The sequence below is a fragment of the Ruegeria sp. B32 genome (assembly GCF_025141855.1).
Taxonomy (GTDB): domain Bacteria; phylum Pseudomonadota; class Alphaproteobacteria; order Rhodobacterales; family Rhodobacteraceae; genus Ruegeria; species Ruegeria arenilitoris.
Genome location: NZ_CP081106.1, coordinates 2751737 through 2766390, shown reverse-complemented (window position 1 = coordinate 2766390; position 14654 = coordinate 2751737). Strand labels below are relative to the sequence as shown.

9 protein-coding genes are annotated in these 14654 nt (G+C 59.9%); 8 read left to right on the top strand and 1 reads right to left on the bottom strand.

Translation table 11 applies throughout. The features are described from left to right. Window positions 1–177 precede the first annotated feature (177 nt). From nusG to rplA, 4 genes are all read left to right on the top strand, one after another. Window positions 178–711, top strand: coding sequence for a transcription termination/antitermination protein NusG (gene nusG, locus K3752_RS14015; protein WP_093964422.1), 534 nt, complete (start codon window positions 178–180; stop codon window positions 709–711). 221 nt (window positions 712–932) lie between these two features. Then, the gene (locus K3752_RS14010) at window positions 933–1760 is read left to right on the top strand and encodes a DUF2189 domain-containing protein (RefSeq protein WP_260063562.1); all 828 of its coding nucleotides are present in this window, start codon (window positions 933–935) and stop codon (window positions 1758–1760) included. Window positions 1761–1989: 229 nt separating this feature from the next. Beyond that, on the top strand, window positions 1990–2439 hold the full coding sequence (gene rplK / locus K3752_RS14005) for a 50S ribosomal protein L11 (protein ID WP_093964340.1): 450 nt from the start codon (window positions 1990–1992) through the stop codon (window positions 2437–2439). Window position 2440: 1 nt separating this feature from the next. Then, complete coding sequence (gene rplA, locus K3752_RS14000; RefSeq protein ID WP_093964341.1) at window positions 2441–3139, top strand: 50S ribosomal protein L1; 699 nt, start codon at window positions 2441–2443, stop codon at window positions 3137–3139. A 65-nt stretch (window positions 3140–3204) separates the two neighbouring features. Here rplA and K3752_RS13995 read toward each other — a convergent pair whose 3' ends face one another. After that, entirely contained in the window at window positions 3205–4476 is a 1272-nt protein-coding gene (locus K3752_RS13995) for a DUF2254 domain-containing protein (protein ID WP_260063560.1), read from the bottom strand. A gap of 331 nt (window positions 4477–4807) precedes the next feature. Between K3752_RS13995 and rplJ the strand changes: the two genes are divergently transcribed. The 4 genes from rplJ (at window position 4808) to rpoC (ending at window position 14463) form a co-directional block, all read left to right on the top strand. Continuing rightward, window positions 4808–5326 carry a 50S ribosomal protein L10 gene (gene rplJ, locus K3752_RS13990; protein WP_093964423.1) on the top strand — a complete coding sequence of 173 codons (519 nt, stop codon included), beginning with the start codon at window positions 4808–4810 and terminating at the stop codon, window positions 5324–5326. A gap of 79 nt (window positions 5327–5405) precedes the next feature. After that, window positions 5406–5783, top strand: coding sequence for a 50S ribosomal protein L7/L12 (rplL, locus tag K3752_RS13985; protein WP_093964343.1), 378 nt, complete (start codon window positions 5406–5408; stop codon window positions 5781–5783). A 251-nt stretch (window positions 5784–6034) separates the two neighbouring features. Then, complete coding sequence (rpoB, locus tag K3752_RS13980) at window positions 6035–10171, top strand: DNA-directed RNA polymerase subunit beta (protein ID WP_170341436.1); 4137 nt, start codon at window positions 6035–6037, stop codon at window positions 10169–10171. A 50-nt stretch (window positions 10172–10221) separates the two neighbouring features. After that, window positions 10222–14463, top strand: a complete 4242-nt coding sequence (rpoC, locus tag K3752_RS13975; RefSeq protein ID WP_170341438.1) for a DNA-directed RNA polymerase subunit beta' — start codon at window positions 10222–10224, stop codon at window positions 14461–14463. Window positions 14464–14654: the final 191 nt, after the last annotated feature.

The window sequence follows — 14654 nt, the reverse complement described above, 5'->3', positions numbered from 1 at the left end:
CTTGCACAGCAGGCAATGTCAGAGTAGTTGACGCGGGACCTTTCGGGATGGGCGTGCGGCGATTCGGACTGCGCGCCGCTTTTTATTCCGGAACACGCGGCCGGACCGCGACAAAATTTCAATTCAGGTGCGTCCGCCCGACGCGGCGCGCCAAAGGCAAACAAGGACGACAGGTTCATGGCGAAACGGTGGTACTCGGTCAGCGTTCTTTCGAATTTCGAAAAGAAGATCGCAGAGCAGATCCGCACGTCGGTGGCCGAGCACGGCCTTGAGGACGAGATCGACGAGGTTCTGGTTCCCACCGAAGAGGTGATCGAGGTACGCCGGGGCAAGAAGGTCACGACTGAACGCCGTTTCATGCCCGGCTACGTACTGGTGCACATGGAAATGTCGGATCAAGGCTATCACCTGATCAACTCGATCAACCGGGTCACCGGTTTCCTGGGTCCTCAGGGCCGCCCGATGCCGATGCGCGACGCCGAGGTAAACCAGATCCTCAACCGTGTTCAGGAAGGTGAGGAAGCACCCAAGCTGATGATCAGCTTCGAGGTTGGCGAGAAGGTCAAAGTCAACGACGGCCCGTTCGAGGATTTCGACGGTATGGTCGAGGGCGTGGACGACGAGAACCAGAAGCTGAAGGTTACCGTCTCGATCTTCGGGCGCGAAACTCCGGTCGAGCTGGACTTTACGCAGGTCACCAAGCAGAGCTGATCTTTCCTGCAGGAACTGATCGTGCAGAAATCGAACGCGCCGCCGTAACAGGCGGCGCAACTGTTTCTGGTGGTTGCCGGTAAGGTTTCGCCACAGCCTTGGCCGCTTGCCCTAACTCCTTGCCTGATGCACACTTGTGCTTGGTACAGGTATGACCGTTGCGCAGCCGGGCTCATGGGCCAGAGGATTTGCGCGCAGTGATGCTTTGGGAGGACTCTGTCATGACATCCAAGGCTGCAGGCCCCACGCCACCCGACAGGCTGACCCCGCCTCAGCGGACGATGCCTGTGGTCAACACGGTCACCGCCGCCGACATCACCGACTCGCTGAAGGCCGGGTTTTCCGACTTTCTGGCGCGTCCCATAATGAGCGGATTTTTCGGACTGTTCTATGCCGTTTTCGGGTTTCTGCTGGTCTGGAGCCTGGTCTGGCTTGGCAAGATTTGGATGATAATTCCTGCCGTCGTGGGATTTCCGCTGGTCGCCCCTTTCGCCGCTGCAGGCCTCTATGAGATGTCGCGTCGACTTCAGGCCGGAGAGGATTTTGGCTGGTCGGAAATACTGACGGTCATGGCCAATCAGCGTAAGCGGGAAATGGGCTGGATGGCCTTCGTTACGCTGTTCGTTTTCTGGGTATGGATCTACCAGGTTCGGCTTTGGTTGGCGATCATCCTGCAGAATGCCTCGTTTTCGGATTTCGACGGGTTCCTGAACACCGTGTTCTTTACCCCCCAAGGCTGGGCCTTCCTGGCTGTTGGCACCTGCGTCGGTGCGTTTCTGTGCGCCGTTCTATTTTCGGTGACTGTTGTTGCCATGCCCTTGCTTCTGGATCGCGACACCGATTTCGTAACGGCCATGCTTACATCGCTCCGCGTTGTCGCCGAAAGCCCTGTGGTCATGCTTGGCTGGGCGGCCATCATCTCGGTCACTATGCTGTTGTCGCTGGTGCCGGCGTTTCTGGGGCTTGTCTTTACGTTGCCGATCCTTGGGCATACTACTTGGCATCTCTACCAGCGCGCCGTTCAGCCGGAGGCGTCTGCCGATCGATAGCGGGGGCGGAGCCTGCATGCCGACGAACGCCTTGGGAAGGCGGCTTCGCCAGCCATCCGGTTTTCAGTGGCATGCTCTTGCCAACCCATTCGTTCCCCTGTAAACGCCGCCCCTATCGTCTTCGGGCGAGATTCTCTCGTGGGAGATCGCAGGGATCGCGATTCCGGATCGGACCACGCAACATAAAACCGGATGGGACGCGTCCCATTCACGTTGAAAGGAAAACCAAATGGCCAAGAAGCTTGCTGGTACGATGAAGCTGCAGGTTCCTGCAGGTCAGGCGAACCCGTCGCCACCAGTTGGTCCGGCGCTGGGTCAGCGCGGCATCAACATCATGGAATTCTGCAAGGCGTTCAACGCCAAGACCGCAGACATGGAGCCCGGCGCTCCGTGCCCGACCGTGATCACCTACTATCAGGACAAGTCCTTCACCATGGACATCAAGACGCCTCCCGCGTCTTACTACCTGAAGAAGGCGGCCGGTCTGAAGCCGGTCGGCAAGCGTAACCGCCCCCGTGGCGCGGAGAACCCCGGCCGTGAGACCGTGGCAACCGTGACCACCAAGCAGGTGCGCGAGATCGCCGAAGCCAAAATGAAGGATCTGAACGCCAACGACGTCGAAGGCGCAATGAAGATCATCCTGGGCTCGGCCCGTTCCATGGGCATCGAGGTGAAGTAAGATGGCAAAACTCGGTAAACGTACCCGCGCAGCGCGCGAAGCCGTCGCCGGCAAGGAAAACCTGTCGGTCGAAGAGGCAGTTGCACTGGTCAAGGCCAACGCAACGTCGAAGTTTGACGAAACCATCGAAATCGCCATGAACCTGGGCGTCGACACCCGTCACGCAGACCAGATGGTGCGCGGCGTCGTCGGTCTGCCGAACGGCACCGGCAAGGACATGCGCGTTGCTGTCTTCGCGCGCGGCCCCAAGGCTGACGAGGCGAAAGAAGCCGGTGCGGACATCGTCGGCGCCGAGGACCTGATGGAAAGCATCCAGGCCGGCAACATCGACTTTGACCGTTGCATCGCAACCCCGGACATGATGCCGATCGTCGGCCGTCTGGGTAAGGTTCTGGGCCCCCGCAACCTGATGCCGAACCCCAAGGTTGGCACCGTGACCATGGACGTGAAAGCGGCCGTGGAAGCAGCCAAGGGTGGTGAAGTTCAGTTCAAGGCGGAAAAAGGTGGTGTCGTGCACGCAGGCGTTGGCAAGGCGTCGTTCGACGAAGCCAAGCTGGCAGAAAACGTCCGTGCCTTCATCTCGGCCGTTGCCAAGGCGAAGCCGTCGGGCGCCAAGGGCACCTATATGAAGAAAATCGCGCTGAGCTCGACCATGGGCCCCGGCGTGACCGTGGATGTGGCGCAAGCTTCGGGCGAATAAGCCGACACGTTCTTTCGGAAATTCGAACCCCGGGCGGTCATGCTGCCCGGGGTTTTCTTTTGCTCTCAGGTGGCAGGTTCGACTGTGACCTGATTGGGTATTTCGCGTACGCGTGCCTTGTCGGCCTCCAGCCTGAGGTCGCGCTCGGCAACGGTCAATGCCTGGGTCGCAGCCGCCCGGGCCGCGGTTTTCATTGCCCCGTCTTGAGTCTGCGTCAGTCGGGTCAGCGCGCTGAGAATGGCCTCGTGGACTTCGACTTTGTCACCGGCATCCCGGGAAATGGCCGCATAAGCGTCACGCAGGAACGTGTCGATCGCGATCTCGGGGGCATGGATTCTCGGGAACTGCGGGTCGGTGGGCTGGGTGGGCCGCGAGCCAAGTGGCAGAAGAACCCGCAGCAACCTCTCGACCATCTGAATTGCCGTCATCGGGTCGTTGATACCCGGCGAGAGCGCGCGCTGCGCGATTTCGGACAGGGTTTGAATGCCAAAGCGGGGGTCTTGATTGAAGCTGCGCTCGGTCCCGATCACGAAGGCTTCCCGGATGGTTTCACCATCCATTTTCCGGGTCGCTCTGGCCAGGGGTTGGCCTTCGGTCACGAATTGCCCCGGCAGCGCCATGATCCAGATTTCGCAGTCATTCTCTTCGGCGCAGGAATTCAGCATGCCGACATCCACGTGGCGCACGTTCCCTGTCGAACTGGCCCGCACGTCGTGCCCTGTTCGCGGAACATCCGCGGCGGATTGATACGGAACGGCGCCGAGGCACGGCAGTTCCATGGCTCGGGTCATGGTGTCCCTGGCGTTGTTTTCTATCTTGCGTGCCGTTTCGGAGATGCTGCCATAGCTGGGCAATTGGTCGATCCAGAGCAAGAGCGCCAGTGTCACCAAAAAGATCACCACCAAGGTGAACGCGAGCGCAACGGCGATGGACTGCTGGGTGTAGACCCCGGTTTCGACAAGGATCAGCGATACGAGCGCGAAGATGAATGCGCCGAGAAACGTGGCCAGCACGTTTTGCGAGACACTGTCTTCTTCGATCACCTGCTGGGCGCGCGGAGAGGACTGGTTCGACGCCCATCGCTGTGCCGCGACCATGATCGACAGAGAAAAGGTCGTCACCGCCAGCATGGACGACGCCAGAATGCCGAGGATCTTTGCCACGGCCTCGGTGCTCAGCCGTTGTGCGAGAAAGTCGGGGACGAAGCCGCCGAGGTAGGTGCCAATCCCCGCGCTGACCACGGCGAGAGCAGCAATCAGGCTGGTTCGAACCCATAATTGGCGAGAAATCTGACGAAACAGGAATTGCGGCTTGGAAATGGATTTCAACTTGATCATCCGTTGATCCTGTTCGGGTTTGCGGTCATTGTCTACCGGCTTGGGGTTCGGGCAATTTACCCCTTGGAAACCCCGGCCATCTGCCCTAAAGAGGGCTGCGGAATAAAGCGTGCGATTCGTCGTGCGCTTTATTTCGTTTCGTCCAAGACGGTGGGTGGGTCCTTCCGGCCCCTTAATTCCCTGCCTGAGACGGGTAAGACCAAAGAATTTCGAGGGTCCTGACCCTCGGGCGCATTTTGGCCAATCCCGTAACAACGGACCTGAACGCCGGGGCGCAGCCCTCGGCAAATATGAGCCGGGGTGAAATATCGCCCCTAACTTGGAGAGAACTGTGGATAGAGCCCAGAAAGAGAAAGTGGTCGAGGAACTCGGCCAAATCTTCGAAAGCTCTGGCGTCGTAGTGGTTGCTCACTACGCCGGTCTGACAGTTGCCGAGATGCAGGACCTTCGCGCACGTGCTCGTGACGCGGGCGGCTCCGTGCGTGTTGCCAAGAACAGGCTCGCCAAAATCGCCCTCGACGGTAAGCCATGTGCGAGCATTGCTGACCTGCTGACGGGTATGACTGTTCTGACCTATTCCGAGGACCCCGTGGCAGCAGCCAAGGTGGCCGAGGACTTCGCTAAGGAGAACCAGAAGTTCGAGATCCTTGGCGGTGCAATGGGTGAGAACGCTCTGGACCGGGCTGGTGTCACAGCCGTGTCGAAAATGCCGTCGCGTGAAGAGCTTATTGCTTCGATCGTGGGCTGCATCGGCGCGCCTGCTTCGAACATCGCCGGTGCAATTGGCGCACCTGCAAGCAACATCGCAAGCATCCTTTCCACCATCGAAGAGAAGGCGGAAGCTGCGTAAGCGGTTGGCACTGAATGATCTGCGTGGGGCACATGCCCTGACGTTGGAACACACACTGTAAACGGAAAGAGCTGATACAATGGCTGATCTGAAGAAACTGGCAGAAGAGATCGTTGGTCTGACCCTGCTGGAAGCACAAGAACTGAAAACCATCCTCAAGGACGAGTACGGCATCGAGCCCGCAGCTGGCGGCGCCGTCATGGTCGCAGGCGCAGCTGGCGATGCCGGCGGTGCAGCTGAGGAAGAGAAAACCGAATTCGACGTCGTTCTGAAGAACGCCGGCGCTTCGAAAATCAACGTCATCAAAGAAGTTCGCGGCATCACCGGCCTGGGCCTGAAAGAAGCCAAGGAACTGGTCGAAGCCGGCGGCAAGATCAAAGAAGGCGTGGACAAGGCAGAAGCCGAAGAGATCAAGGGCAAGCTGGAAGCAGCTGGCGCCGAGGTCGAGCTGGCCTAAGCCTGTCTTTCGGTGCATCGCGGATGCGCCGTGGAATTTGGCTGGGCCCGGAGAAATCCGGGTCCAGCCGAACCTGTCTTAGAAAGGGCCTCATGTGCTGGGGCGTTTTCTAAGACGCGGTTCGCGGATCGGGAGGCTACCATTCGGGACGGTGGCCACGAATTGATCCGGACGTGTCGTCTCGTATGTGCAAGGCGCCGGGGCCCGACGGTGTTTTTGCCCGCTGAGAACATCGAAAGGTGACATCTGACATGGCTCAATCGTTCCTTGGCCAGAAACGTCTTCGGAAATACTACGGCAAAATCCGCGAAGTCCTGGAAATGCCGAACCTCATCGAGGTCCAGAAATCCTCCTATGATCTATTCCTGCGCTCTGGCGATGCCGACCAGCCGACCGACGGCGAAGGTATCAATGGCGTGTTCCAATCGGTCTTTCCGATCAAGGATTTCAACGAAACTTCCGTGCTGGAATTCGTGAAATACGAGCTGGAAAAGCCGAAATACGACGTTGAAGAGTGCATGCAGCGCGATATGACCTACAGCGCGCCGCTGAAGGTCACTCTGCGCCTGATCGTGTTTGATGTCGACGAAGACACCGGGGCCAAATCGGTCAAGGACATCAAGGAACAGGACGTGTTCATGGGCGACATGCCCCTGATGACGCCGAACGGCACCTTCATCGTGAACGGCACCGAGCGCGTGATCGTGTCCCAGATGCACCGGTCGCCCGGTGTGTTCTTCGACCACGACAAGGGCAAGACTCACTCCTCGGGCAAGCTGCTGTTTGCCTGCCGCATTATCCCGTACCGCGGCAGCTGGCTGGACTTCGAGTTCGACGCCAAGGACATCGTCTACGCACGCATCGACCGTCGCCGCAAACTGCCGGTGACCACGCTGCTCTATGCCCTGGGCCTGGACCAGGAAGCGATCATGGACGCGTATTACGACACCGTGTCCTACAAGCTGAACAAGAAGAAGGGCTGGGTCACCCCGTTCTTCCCCGAACGTGTGCGCGGCACCCGTCCCACCTATGACCTGATCGACGCAAAAAGCGGTGAAGTGATTGCCGAAGCCGGCAAGAAGGTCACCCCGCGCGCGGTCAAGCAGCTGATCGACGAGGGCAAGGTCACCGACCTACTGGTGCCGTTCGACCACATCGTCGGAAAGTTCGTCGCCAAGGACATCATCAATGAAGAAACCGGTGCGATCTATGTCGAAGCCGGTGATGAGCTGACGCTGGAATATGACAAGGATGGCGAGCTGATCGGCGGCACCGTGAAGGAGCTGATCGATGCCGGCATCACCGATATTCCGGTTCTGGACATCGACAACATCAACGTCGGTCCGTACATCCGCAACACCATGGCGCAGGACAAGAACATGGGCCGCGAAAGCGCGCTGATGGACATCTACCGCGTCATGCGTCCGGGCGAGCCGCCCACCGTCGAGGCCGCGTCGGCTCTGTTCGACACCCTGTTCTTCGACAGCGAGCGCTATGATCTGTCGGCCGTTGGCCGCGTGAAGATGAACATGCGCCTGAACCTGGATGCTCCGGACACCCTGCGGACTCTGCGCCGCGAAGACATCGTGGCCTGCATCAAGGCACTGGTCGAGCTTCGTGACGGCAAAGGCGACGTGGACGACATCGACCACCTAGGCAACCGTCGTGTGCGCTCGGTCGGTGAACTGATGGAAAACCAGTACCGCGTCGGCCTGCTGCGCATGGAACGCGCCATCAAAGAGCGCATGTCGTCGGTCGAGATCGACACCGTCATGCCGCAGGACCTGATCAACGCGAAACCGGCGGCGGCCGCCGTGCGTGAATTCTTCGGCAGCTCGCAGCTGTCGCAGTTCATGGACCAGACCAACCCGCTGTCGGAAGTCACCCACAAACGCCGCCTGTCGGCGCTTGGCCCGGGTGGTCTGACGCGCGAGCGTGCGGGTTTTGAGGTGCGCGACGTGCACCCAACCCACTATGGCCGGATGTGCCCGATTGAAACGCCTGAAGGTCCGAACATCGGTCTGATCAACTCGCTGGCCACCTTTGCCCGCGTGAACAAGTACGGTTTCATCGAAACCCCCTATCGCGTTGTGAAAGGCGGGCAGGTGACCGACGAGGTCCACTACATGTCCGCGACCGAGGAGATGCGTCACACCGTGGCCCAGGCCAACGCGACGCTGGATACGGATGGCAAGTTCATCAACGATCTGGTCTCGACCCGTCAGGCCGGTGACTACACGCTTGCCCCGCGCGAAAATGTGGACCTGATCGACGTTTCGCCGAAGCAGCTGGTCTCGGTTGCGGCCTCGCTGATCCCGTTCCTTGAAAATGACGACGCCAACCGCGCTCTGATGGGCTCGAACATGCAACGTCAGGCGGTTCCGCTGCTGCGGGCCGAGGCGCCGCTGGTCGGTACCGGGATTGAGGAAAAGGTTGCGATCGACTCGGGTGCTGCGATCCAGGCGAAACGTGCCGGCATCATCGACCAGGTTGATGCCCAGCGTATCGTTATCCGTGCAACCGAAGATCTGGAACTGGGCGACGCTGGCGTTGACATCTATCGTCTGCGCAAATTCCAGCGGTCGAACCAGAACACCTGCATTAACCAGCGTCCGCTGATCAAGGTGGGTGACACCGTCCAGAAGGGCGAAGTCATTGCCGATGGTCCGTCGACCGATATGGGTGAACTGGCCTTGGGTAAGAACGTGGTCGTCGCGTTCATGCCGTGGAACGGTTACAACTACGAAGACTCGATCCTGATCTCGGAACGTATCGCGCGTGACGACGTCTTTACCTCGGTCCATATCGAGGAATTCGAAGTCGCCGCCCGTGACACCAAGCTGGGCCCGGAAGAGATCACCCGCGACATCCCGAACGTCGGTGAAGAAGCGCTGCGCAACCTCGACGAGGCGGGCATCGTTTACATCGGTGCGGATGTTGAACCGGGCGATATTCTGGTCGGCAAGATCACTCCGAAGGGCGAAAGCCCGATGACCCCGGAAGAAAAGCTGCTGCGCGCCATCTTCGGTGAAAAAGCATCCGACGTGCGCGACACCTCGCTGCGCGTGAAGCCGGGCGATTACGGTACGGTCGTCGAAGTCCGCGTGTTCAACCGCCACGGCGTCGAGAAAGACGAGCGTGCGCTGCAGATCGAGCGTGAGGAAGTCGAACGTCTGGCCCGTGACCGGGACGACGAACTGGCGATCCTCGACCGCAACATCTATGCGCGTCTCAAGTCGATGATCCTGGGCAAAACCGCCGTCAAGGGGCCGAAAGGCGTCAAGGCGGGCTCGGAGATCACCGAAGAGCTGCTCGAGTCGCTGACCCGCGGTCAGTGGTGGCAGCTGGCGCTGGAAGACGAGAAGGACGCCCAGATCGTCGAGGCTCTGAACGAGCAGTACGAGGTGCAGAAACGCGCCCTGGATGCCCGTTTCGAAGACAAGGTCGAGAAGGTCCGCCGTGGCGACGACCTGCCGCCGGGCGTGATGAAGATGGTCAAGGTCTTCATCGCCGTGAAGCGCAAGCTGCAGCCGGGCGACAAGATGGCCGGCCGTCACGGGAACAAGGGTGTGATCTCGAAGGTCGTGCCGATGGAGGACATGCCGTTCCTTGCGGATGGTACTCCGGTCGACTTCTGTCTGAACCCTCTGGGCGTGCCGTCGCGTATGAACGTCGGTCAGATCCTTGAGACCCACATGGGTTGGGCCGCGCGCGGTCTGGGTCTGAAGATCGACGAGGCGCTGCAGGAATACCGCCGCTCGGGCGACCTGACGCCGGTCCGTGATGCGATGAAACACGCCTATGGCGAGGATGTCTACGAAGAGGGCATCAGCGGTATGGACGAGGATCAGCTGATCGAAGCGGCCAGCAACGTGACCCGCGGTGTTCCAATCGCAACCCCGGTCTTTGACGGCGCCAAAGAGGCCGACGTCAACGACGCGCTGATCCGCGCCGGTTTCTCGGAAAGCGGTCAGTCGATCCTGTTCGACGGTCGCACCGGCGAGCAGTTCGCGCGTCCGGTGACCGTGGGCATCAAGTACCTGCTGAAACTGCACCACCTGGTGGACGACAAGATCCACGCGCGTTCGACCGGGCCGTACAGCCTGGTGACCCAGCAGCCGCTGGGTGGTAAGGCGCAGTTCGGTGGTCAGCGCTTTGGTGAGATGGAGGTCTGGGCGCTGGAAGCTTACGGCGCCGCCTACACCCTGCAGGAGATGCTCACCGTGAAATCGGATGACGTCGCCGGCCGGACCAAGGTCTATGAGTCGATCGTCAAGGGCGAGGATAACTTCGAGGCGGGCGTACCGGAATCGTTCAACGTTCTGGTTAAAGAAGTCCGTGGCCTCGGCCTGAATATGGAACTCCTGGATGCGGAGGTTGAGGAGTAAGGGCGCTGCCCTTTCTCCCGTCCCCCCTTCCGCAAGATTTGAGGTAACAAATGAACCAGGAAATCACCAACAACCCGTTCAACCCGCTGACGCCCCCGAAGGTTTTCGACGAGATCAAGGTCTCTCTGGCGTCGCCCGAGCGGATCCTGTCTTGGTCCTATGGCGAGATCAAGAAACCCGAAACCATCAACTACCGGACGTTCAAGCCCGAGCGTGACGGTCTGTTCTGCGCGCGTATCTTTGGCCCGATCAAAGACTACGAATGCCTGTGCGGCAAATATAAGCGGATGAAGTATCGCGGCGTTGTCTGCGAGAAATGCGGTGTGGAAGTCACCCTGCAGAAGGTTCGCCGTGAGCGTATGGGCCACATCGAGCTGGCCGCGCCGGTCGCTCACATCTGGTTCCTGAAATCGCTGCCGTCGCGCATCGGTCTGATGCTGGACATGACGCTGCGCGATCTGGAACGCGTTCTGTACTTTGAAAACTATGTCGTCATCGAGCCCGGTCTGACGGACCTGACCTACGGCCAGATGCTGACCGAGGAAGAGTACATGGACGCGCAGGATGCCTATGGCATGGACGCGTTCACGGCGAATATCGGTGCCGAAGCCATCCGTGAGATGCTGGCCCAGATAGATCTGGAAGCCGAAGCCGAGCAACTGCGCGCTGATCTGGCCGAAGCCACCGGCGAGCTGAAGCCCAAGAAGATCATCAAGCGTCTGAAGGTTGTTGAATCCTTCCTCGAGTCCGGCAACCGGCCCGAGTGGATGGTGATGACCGTGATTCCGGTCATTCCGCCGGAACTGCGTCCGCTGGTTCCGCTGGATGGTGGCCGTTTTGCGACTTCGGATCTGAACGATCTGTATCGCCGTGTCATCAACCGGAACAACCGTCTGAAGCGTCTGATCGAGCTTCGCGCGCCTGACATCATCGTCCGCAACGAAAAGCGGATGCTGCAGGAATCCGTGGACGCCCTGTTCGACAATGGCCGTCGTGGCCGCGTAATCACCGGCGCCAACAAGCGTCCGCTGAAATCGCTGTCGGACATGCTGAAAGGCAAGCAGGGCCGCTTCCGTCAGAACCTTCTGGGTAAGCGCGTCGACTTCTCGGGCCGCTCGGTCATCGTGACCGGCCCCGAGCTCAAGCTGCACCAGTGTGGCCTGCCCAAGAAGATGGCGCTGGAACTGTTCAAGCCGTTCATCTACTCGCGCCTTGAAGCCAAGGGTCTGTCTTCGACCGTGAAACAGGCGAAGAAGCTGGTCGAGAAAGAGCGTCCCGAAGTGTGGGATATCCTCGACGAGGTGATCCGCGAACACCCAGTCATGCTGAACCGTGCGCCGACACTGCACCGTCTTGGCATTCAGGCGTTCGAGCCGGTCCTGATCGAAGGTAAAGCCATCCAGCTGCACCCGCTGGTCTGTTCGGCCTTCAACGCCGACTTCGACGGTGACCAGATGGCCGTTCACGTCCCGCTGAGCCTTGAGGCGCAGCTGGAAGCGCGTGTTCTGATGATGTCGACGAACAACGTTCTGTCGCCTGCAAACGGCGCTCCGATCATCGTTCCGTCGCAGGACATGATCCTGGGTCTCTACTACGTGACCCTGGAACGCGAAGGCATGCCCGGCGAAGGCAAGGTCTTTGGTTCGATCGACGAAGTCCAGCACGCGCTGGACGCGGGCGAGGTGCACCTGCACTCGAAAATCACCGCGCGGATCACTCAGATCGACGAAGAAGGCAACGAGGTTCAGAAGCGTTTTGAAACCACGCCGGGCCGTGTTCGCTTGGGGGCTCTGCTGCCCAAGAACAACAAGGCACCGTTTGAACTGGTCAACCGCCTGTTGCGGAAGAAAGAAGTGCAGCAGGTGATCGACACCGTCTACCGCTACTGCGGACAGAAAGAGTCGGTGATCTTCTGCGACCAGATCATGTCGATGGGCTTCAAGGAAGCGTTCAAGGCCGGTATCTCGTTCGGCAAGGACGACATGGTGATCCCCGAGGACAAGTGGGGCATCGTGGACGAAACCCGCGAACAGGTGAAAGACTTCGAACAGCAGTACATGGACGGCCTGATCACTCAGGGCGAAAAGTACAACAAGGTTGTCGATGCCTGGTCGAAGTGTAACGACCGCGTAACCGAAGCCATGATGCGCACCATCTCGGCCGTGGCCAAGGATGAGGGCGGCGCCGACAAAGAGCCGAACTCGGTCTACATGATGGCGCACTCCGGTGCGCGTGGCTCGGTAACCCAGATGAAGCAGCTGGGCGGCATGCGCGGCCTGATGGCCAAGCCGAACGGCGACATCATCGAGACGCCGATCATCTCGAACTTCAAGGAAGGTCTGACCGTTCTTGAATACTTCAACTCGACCCACGGTGCCCGTAAGGGTCTGTCGGATACCGCTCTGAAGACGGCGAACTCGGGCTACCTGACCCGTCGTCTTGTTGACGTGGCGCAGGATTGCATCGTGCGCGAGGTCGACTGTGGAACCGACCGTGCGATCACGGCCGAGGCTGCGGTCAATGACGGTGAAGTCGTCGCGTCGCTGGCAGAACGCGTTCTGGGCCGTGTGGCCGCAGATGACGTTCTGCGTCCGGGTACCGACGAGGTCATCGTCGCCGCCGGACAGCTGATCGACGAACGCATGGCCGATACGATCGACGAGGCCGGTGTTGCCTCGATGCGCATCCGCTCGCCTCTGACCTGTGAGTCCGAGGAAGGCGTCTGTGCAACCTGCTACGGTCGTGACCTTGCACGCGGGACCATGGTGAACACCGGTGAGGCTGTCGGCATCATCGCCGCGCAGTCGATCGGTGAACCGGGTACGCAGCTGACGATGCGGACCTTCCACATCGGTGGTGTTGCGCAAGGTGGTCAGCAGTCGTTCCAGGAAGCGAACCAGGACGGTGTCGTTGCCTTTGAGAACCCGCAGATCCTGGTCAATGCCGCCGGCGAAAGCCTGGTCATGGGCCGGAACATGAAGCTGGTGATCAACGACGAACACGGCGAAGAGCGCGCCAGCTTCAAGCTGGGCTACGGCTCGAAGCTGTTTGTCAAAGAAGGCACCAAGGTCAAGCGCGGCGACAAGCTGTTCGAGTGGGACCCCTACACCCTGCCGATCATCGCCGAGAAAGCCGGTACCGCAAAATACGTCGACCTGGTTTCGGGCATTGCTGTCCGCGACGAGACCGACGATGCAACCGGCATGACCCAGAAGATCGTGATCGACTGGCGCGCCGCCCCCAAAGGCAGCGATCTGAAGCCCGAGATCATTCTTGTGGATGACAATGGCGAGCCGGTCCGCAACGATGCGGGCAACCCGGTTCACTATCCGATGTCTGTGGACGCGATCCTGTCGGTCGAAGACGGTCAGAAGATCGAGGCCGGTGACGTTGTTGCGCGTATTCCGCGTGAAGGCGCCAAGACCAAGGACATCACCGGTGGTCTGCCGCGTGTGGCCGAACTGTTCGAAGCGCGTCGTCCGAAAGATCACGCAATCATCGCGGAAGCCGATGGTTACGTGCGCTTTGGCCGCGACTACAAGAACAAGCGTCGCATCAGCATCGAGCCGGTCGACGAGTCGCTGGAGACGATCGAGTACATGGTGCCCAAGGGCAAGCACATCCCGGTGCAGGAAGGCGACTTCGTGCAGAAGGGTGACTACATCATGGACGGCAACCCGGCTCCGCATGACATCCTGTCGATCATGGGTGTCGAGGCGCTGGCTGACTACATGATCAACGAGGTGCAAGAGGTCTACCGCCTGCAGGGTGTGAAGATCAACGACAAGCACATCGAAGTCATCGTGCGCCAGATGCTGCAGAAGTGGGAGATCTTGGACTCGGGCGACACCACCCTGCTGAAGGGCGAGCATGTCGACAAACAGGAGTTCGACGCGGCCAACGAGAAGACCATCGCACGCGGTGGTCGTCCGGCCCAGGGCGAGCCGATCCTTCTGGGGATCACCAAGGCATCGCTGCAAACGCGTTCGTTCATCTCGGCGGCGTCGTTCCAGGAAACCACCCGTGTGCTGACCGAAGCTTCGGTTCAAGGCAAGAAGGACAAGCTGGTTGGCCTGAAAGAGAACGTCATCGTCGGCCGTCTGATCCCGGCCGGTACCGGTGGTGCGACACAGCGTGTTCGCCAGATCGCGCAGCAGCGTGACAATGTCGTCATCGAGGCACGTCGCGAAGAGGCAGAGGCCGCAGCCGCGCTGGCCGCTCCGATGATGGATGATGACATGGTCGGCGACGAGCTGGACTCGCTGGTGGAAACTCCGGAAAGCCGCGAATAATATCGGCGACGAGAAACTCAGAAAGGCCCTGCGGTTCCGCGGGGCCTTTTTTGTTTCGGCCGGTGCCGGAAGCGGCCACGGTTCGATCCAAACACTGTGATTTCAAACGGAACTGCTGCATACTCAAAAATCAGAATGTGGTAATGGAATTGCTCCCGTCATCACTGTTTGAAACTCAACACGGGTCTTGC

Coding starts and splice junctions, on each gene's coding strand:
- K3752_RS14010 (WP_260063562.1), top strand. CDS start 933: ATGACATCCAAGGCTGCAGGCCCCACGCCACCCGACAGGCTGACCCCG.
- rpoB (WP_170341436.1), top strand. CDS start 6,035: ATGGCTCAATCGTTCCTTGGCCAGAAACGTCTTCGGAAATACTACGGC.
- rplK (WP_093964340.1), top strand. CDS start 1,990: ATGGCCAAGAAGCTTGCTGGTACGATGAAGCTGCAGGTTCCTGCAGGT.
- rplL (WP_093964343.1), top strand. CDS start 5,406: ATGGCTGATCTGAAGAAACTGGCAGAAGAGATCGTTGGTCTGACCCTG.
- nusG (WP_093964422.1), top strand. CDS start 178: ATGGCGAAACGGTGGTACTCGGTCAGCGTTCTTTCGAATTTCGAAAAG.
- rpoC (WP_170341438.1), top strand. CDS start 10,222: ATGAACCAGGAAATCACCAACAACCCGTTCAACCCGCTGACGCCCCCG.
- rplA (WP_093964341.1), top strand. CDS start 2,441: ATGGCAAAACTCGGTAAACGTACCCGCGCAGCGCGCGAAGCCGTCGCC.
- K3752_RS13995 (WP_260063560.1), bottom strand. CDS start 4,476: ATGATCAAGTTGAAATCCATTTCCAAGCCGCAATTCCTGTTTCGTCAG.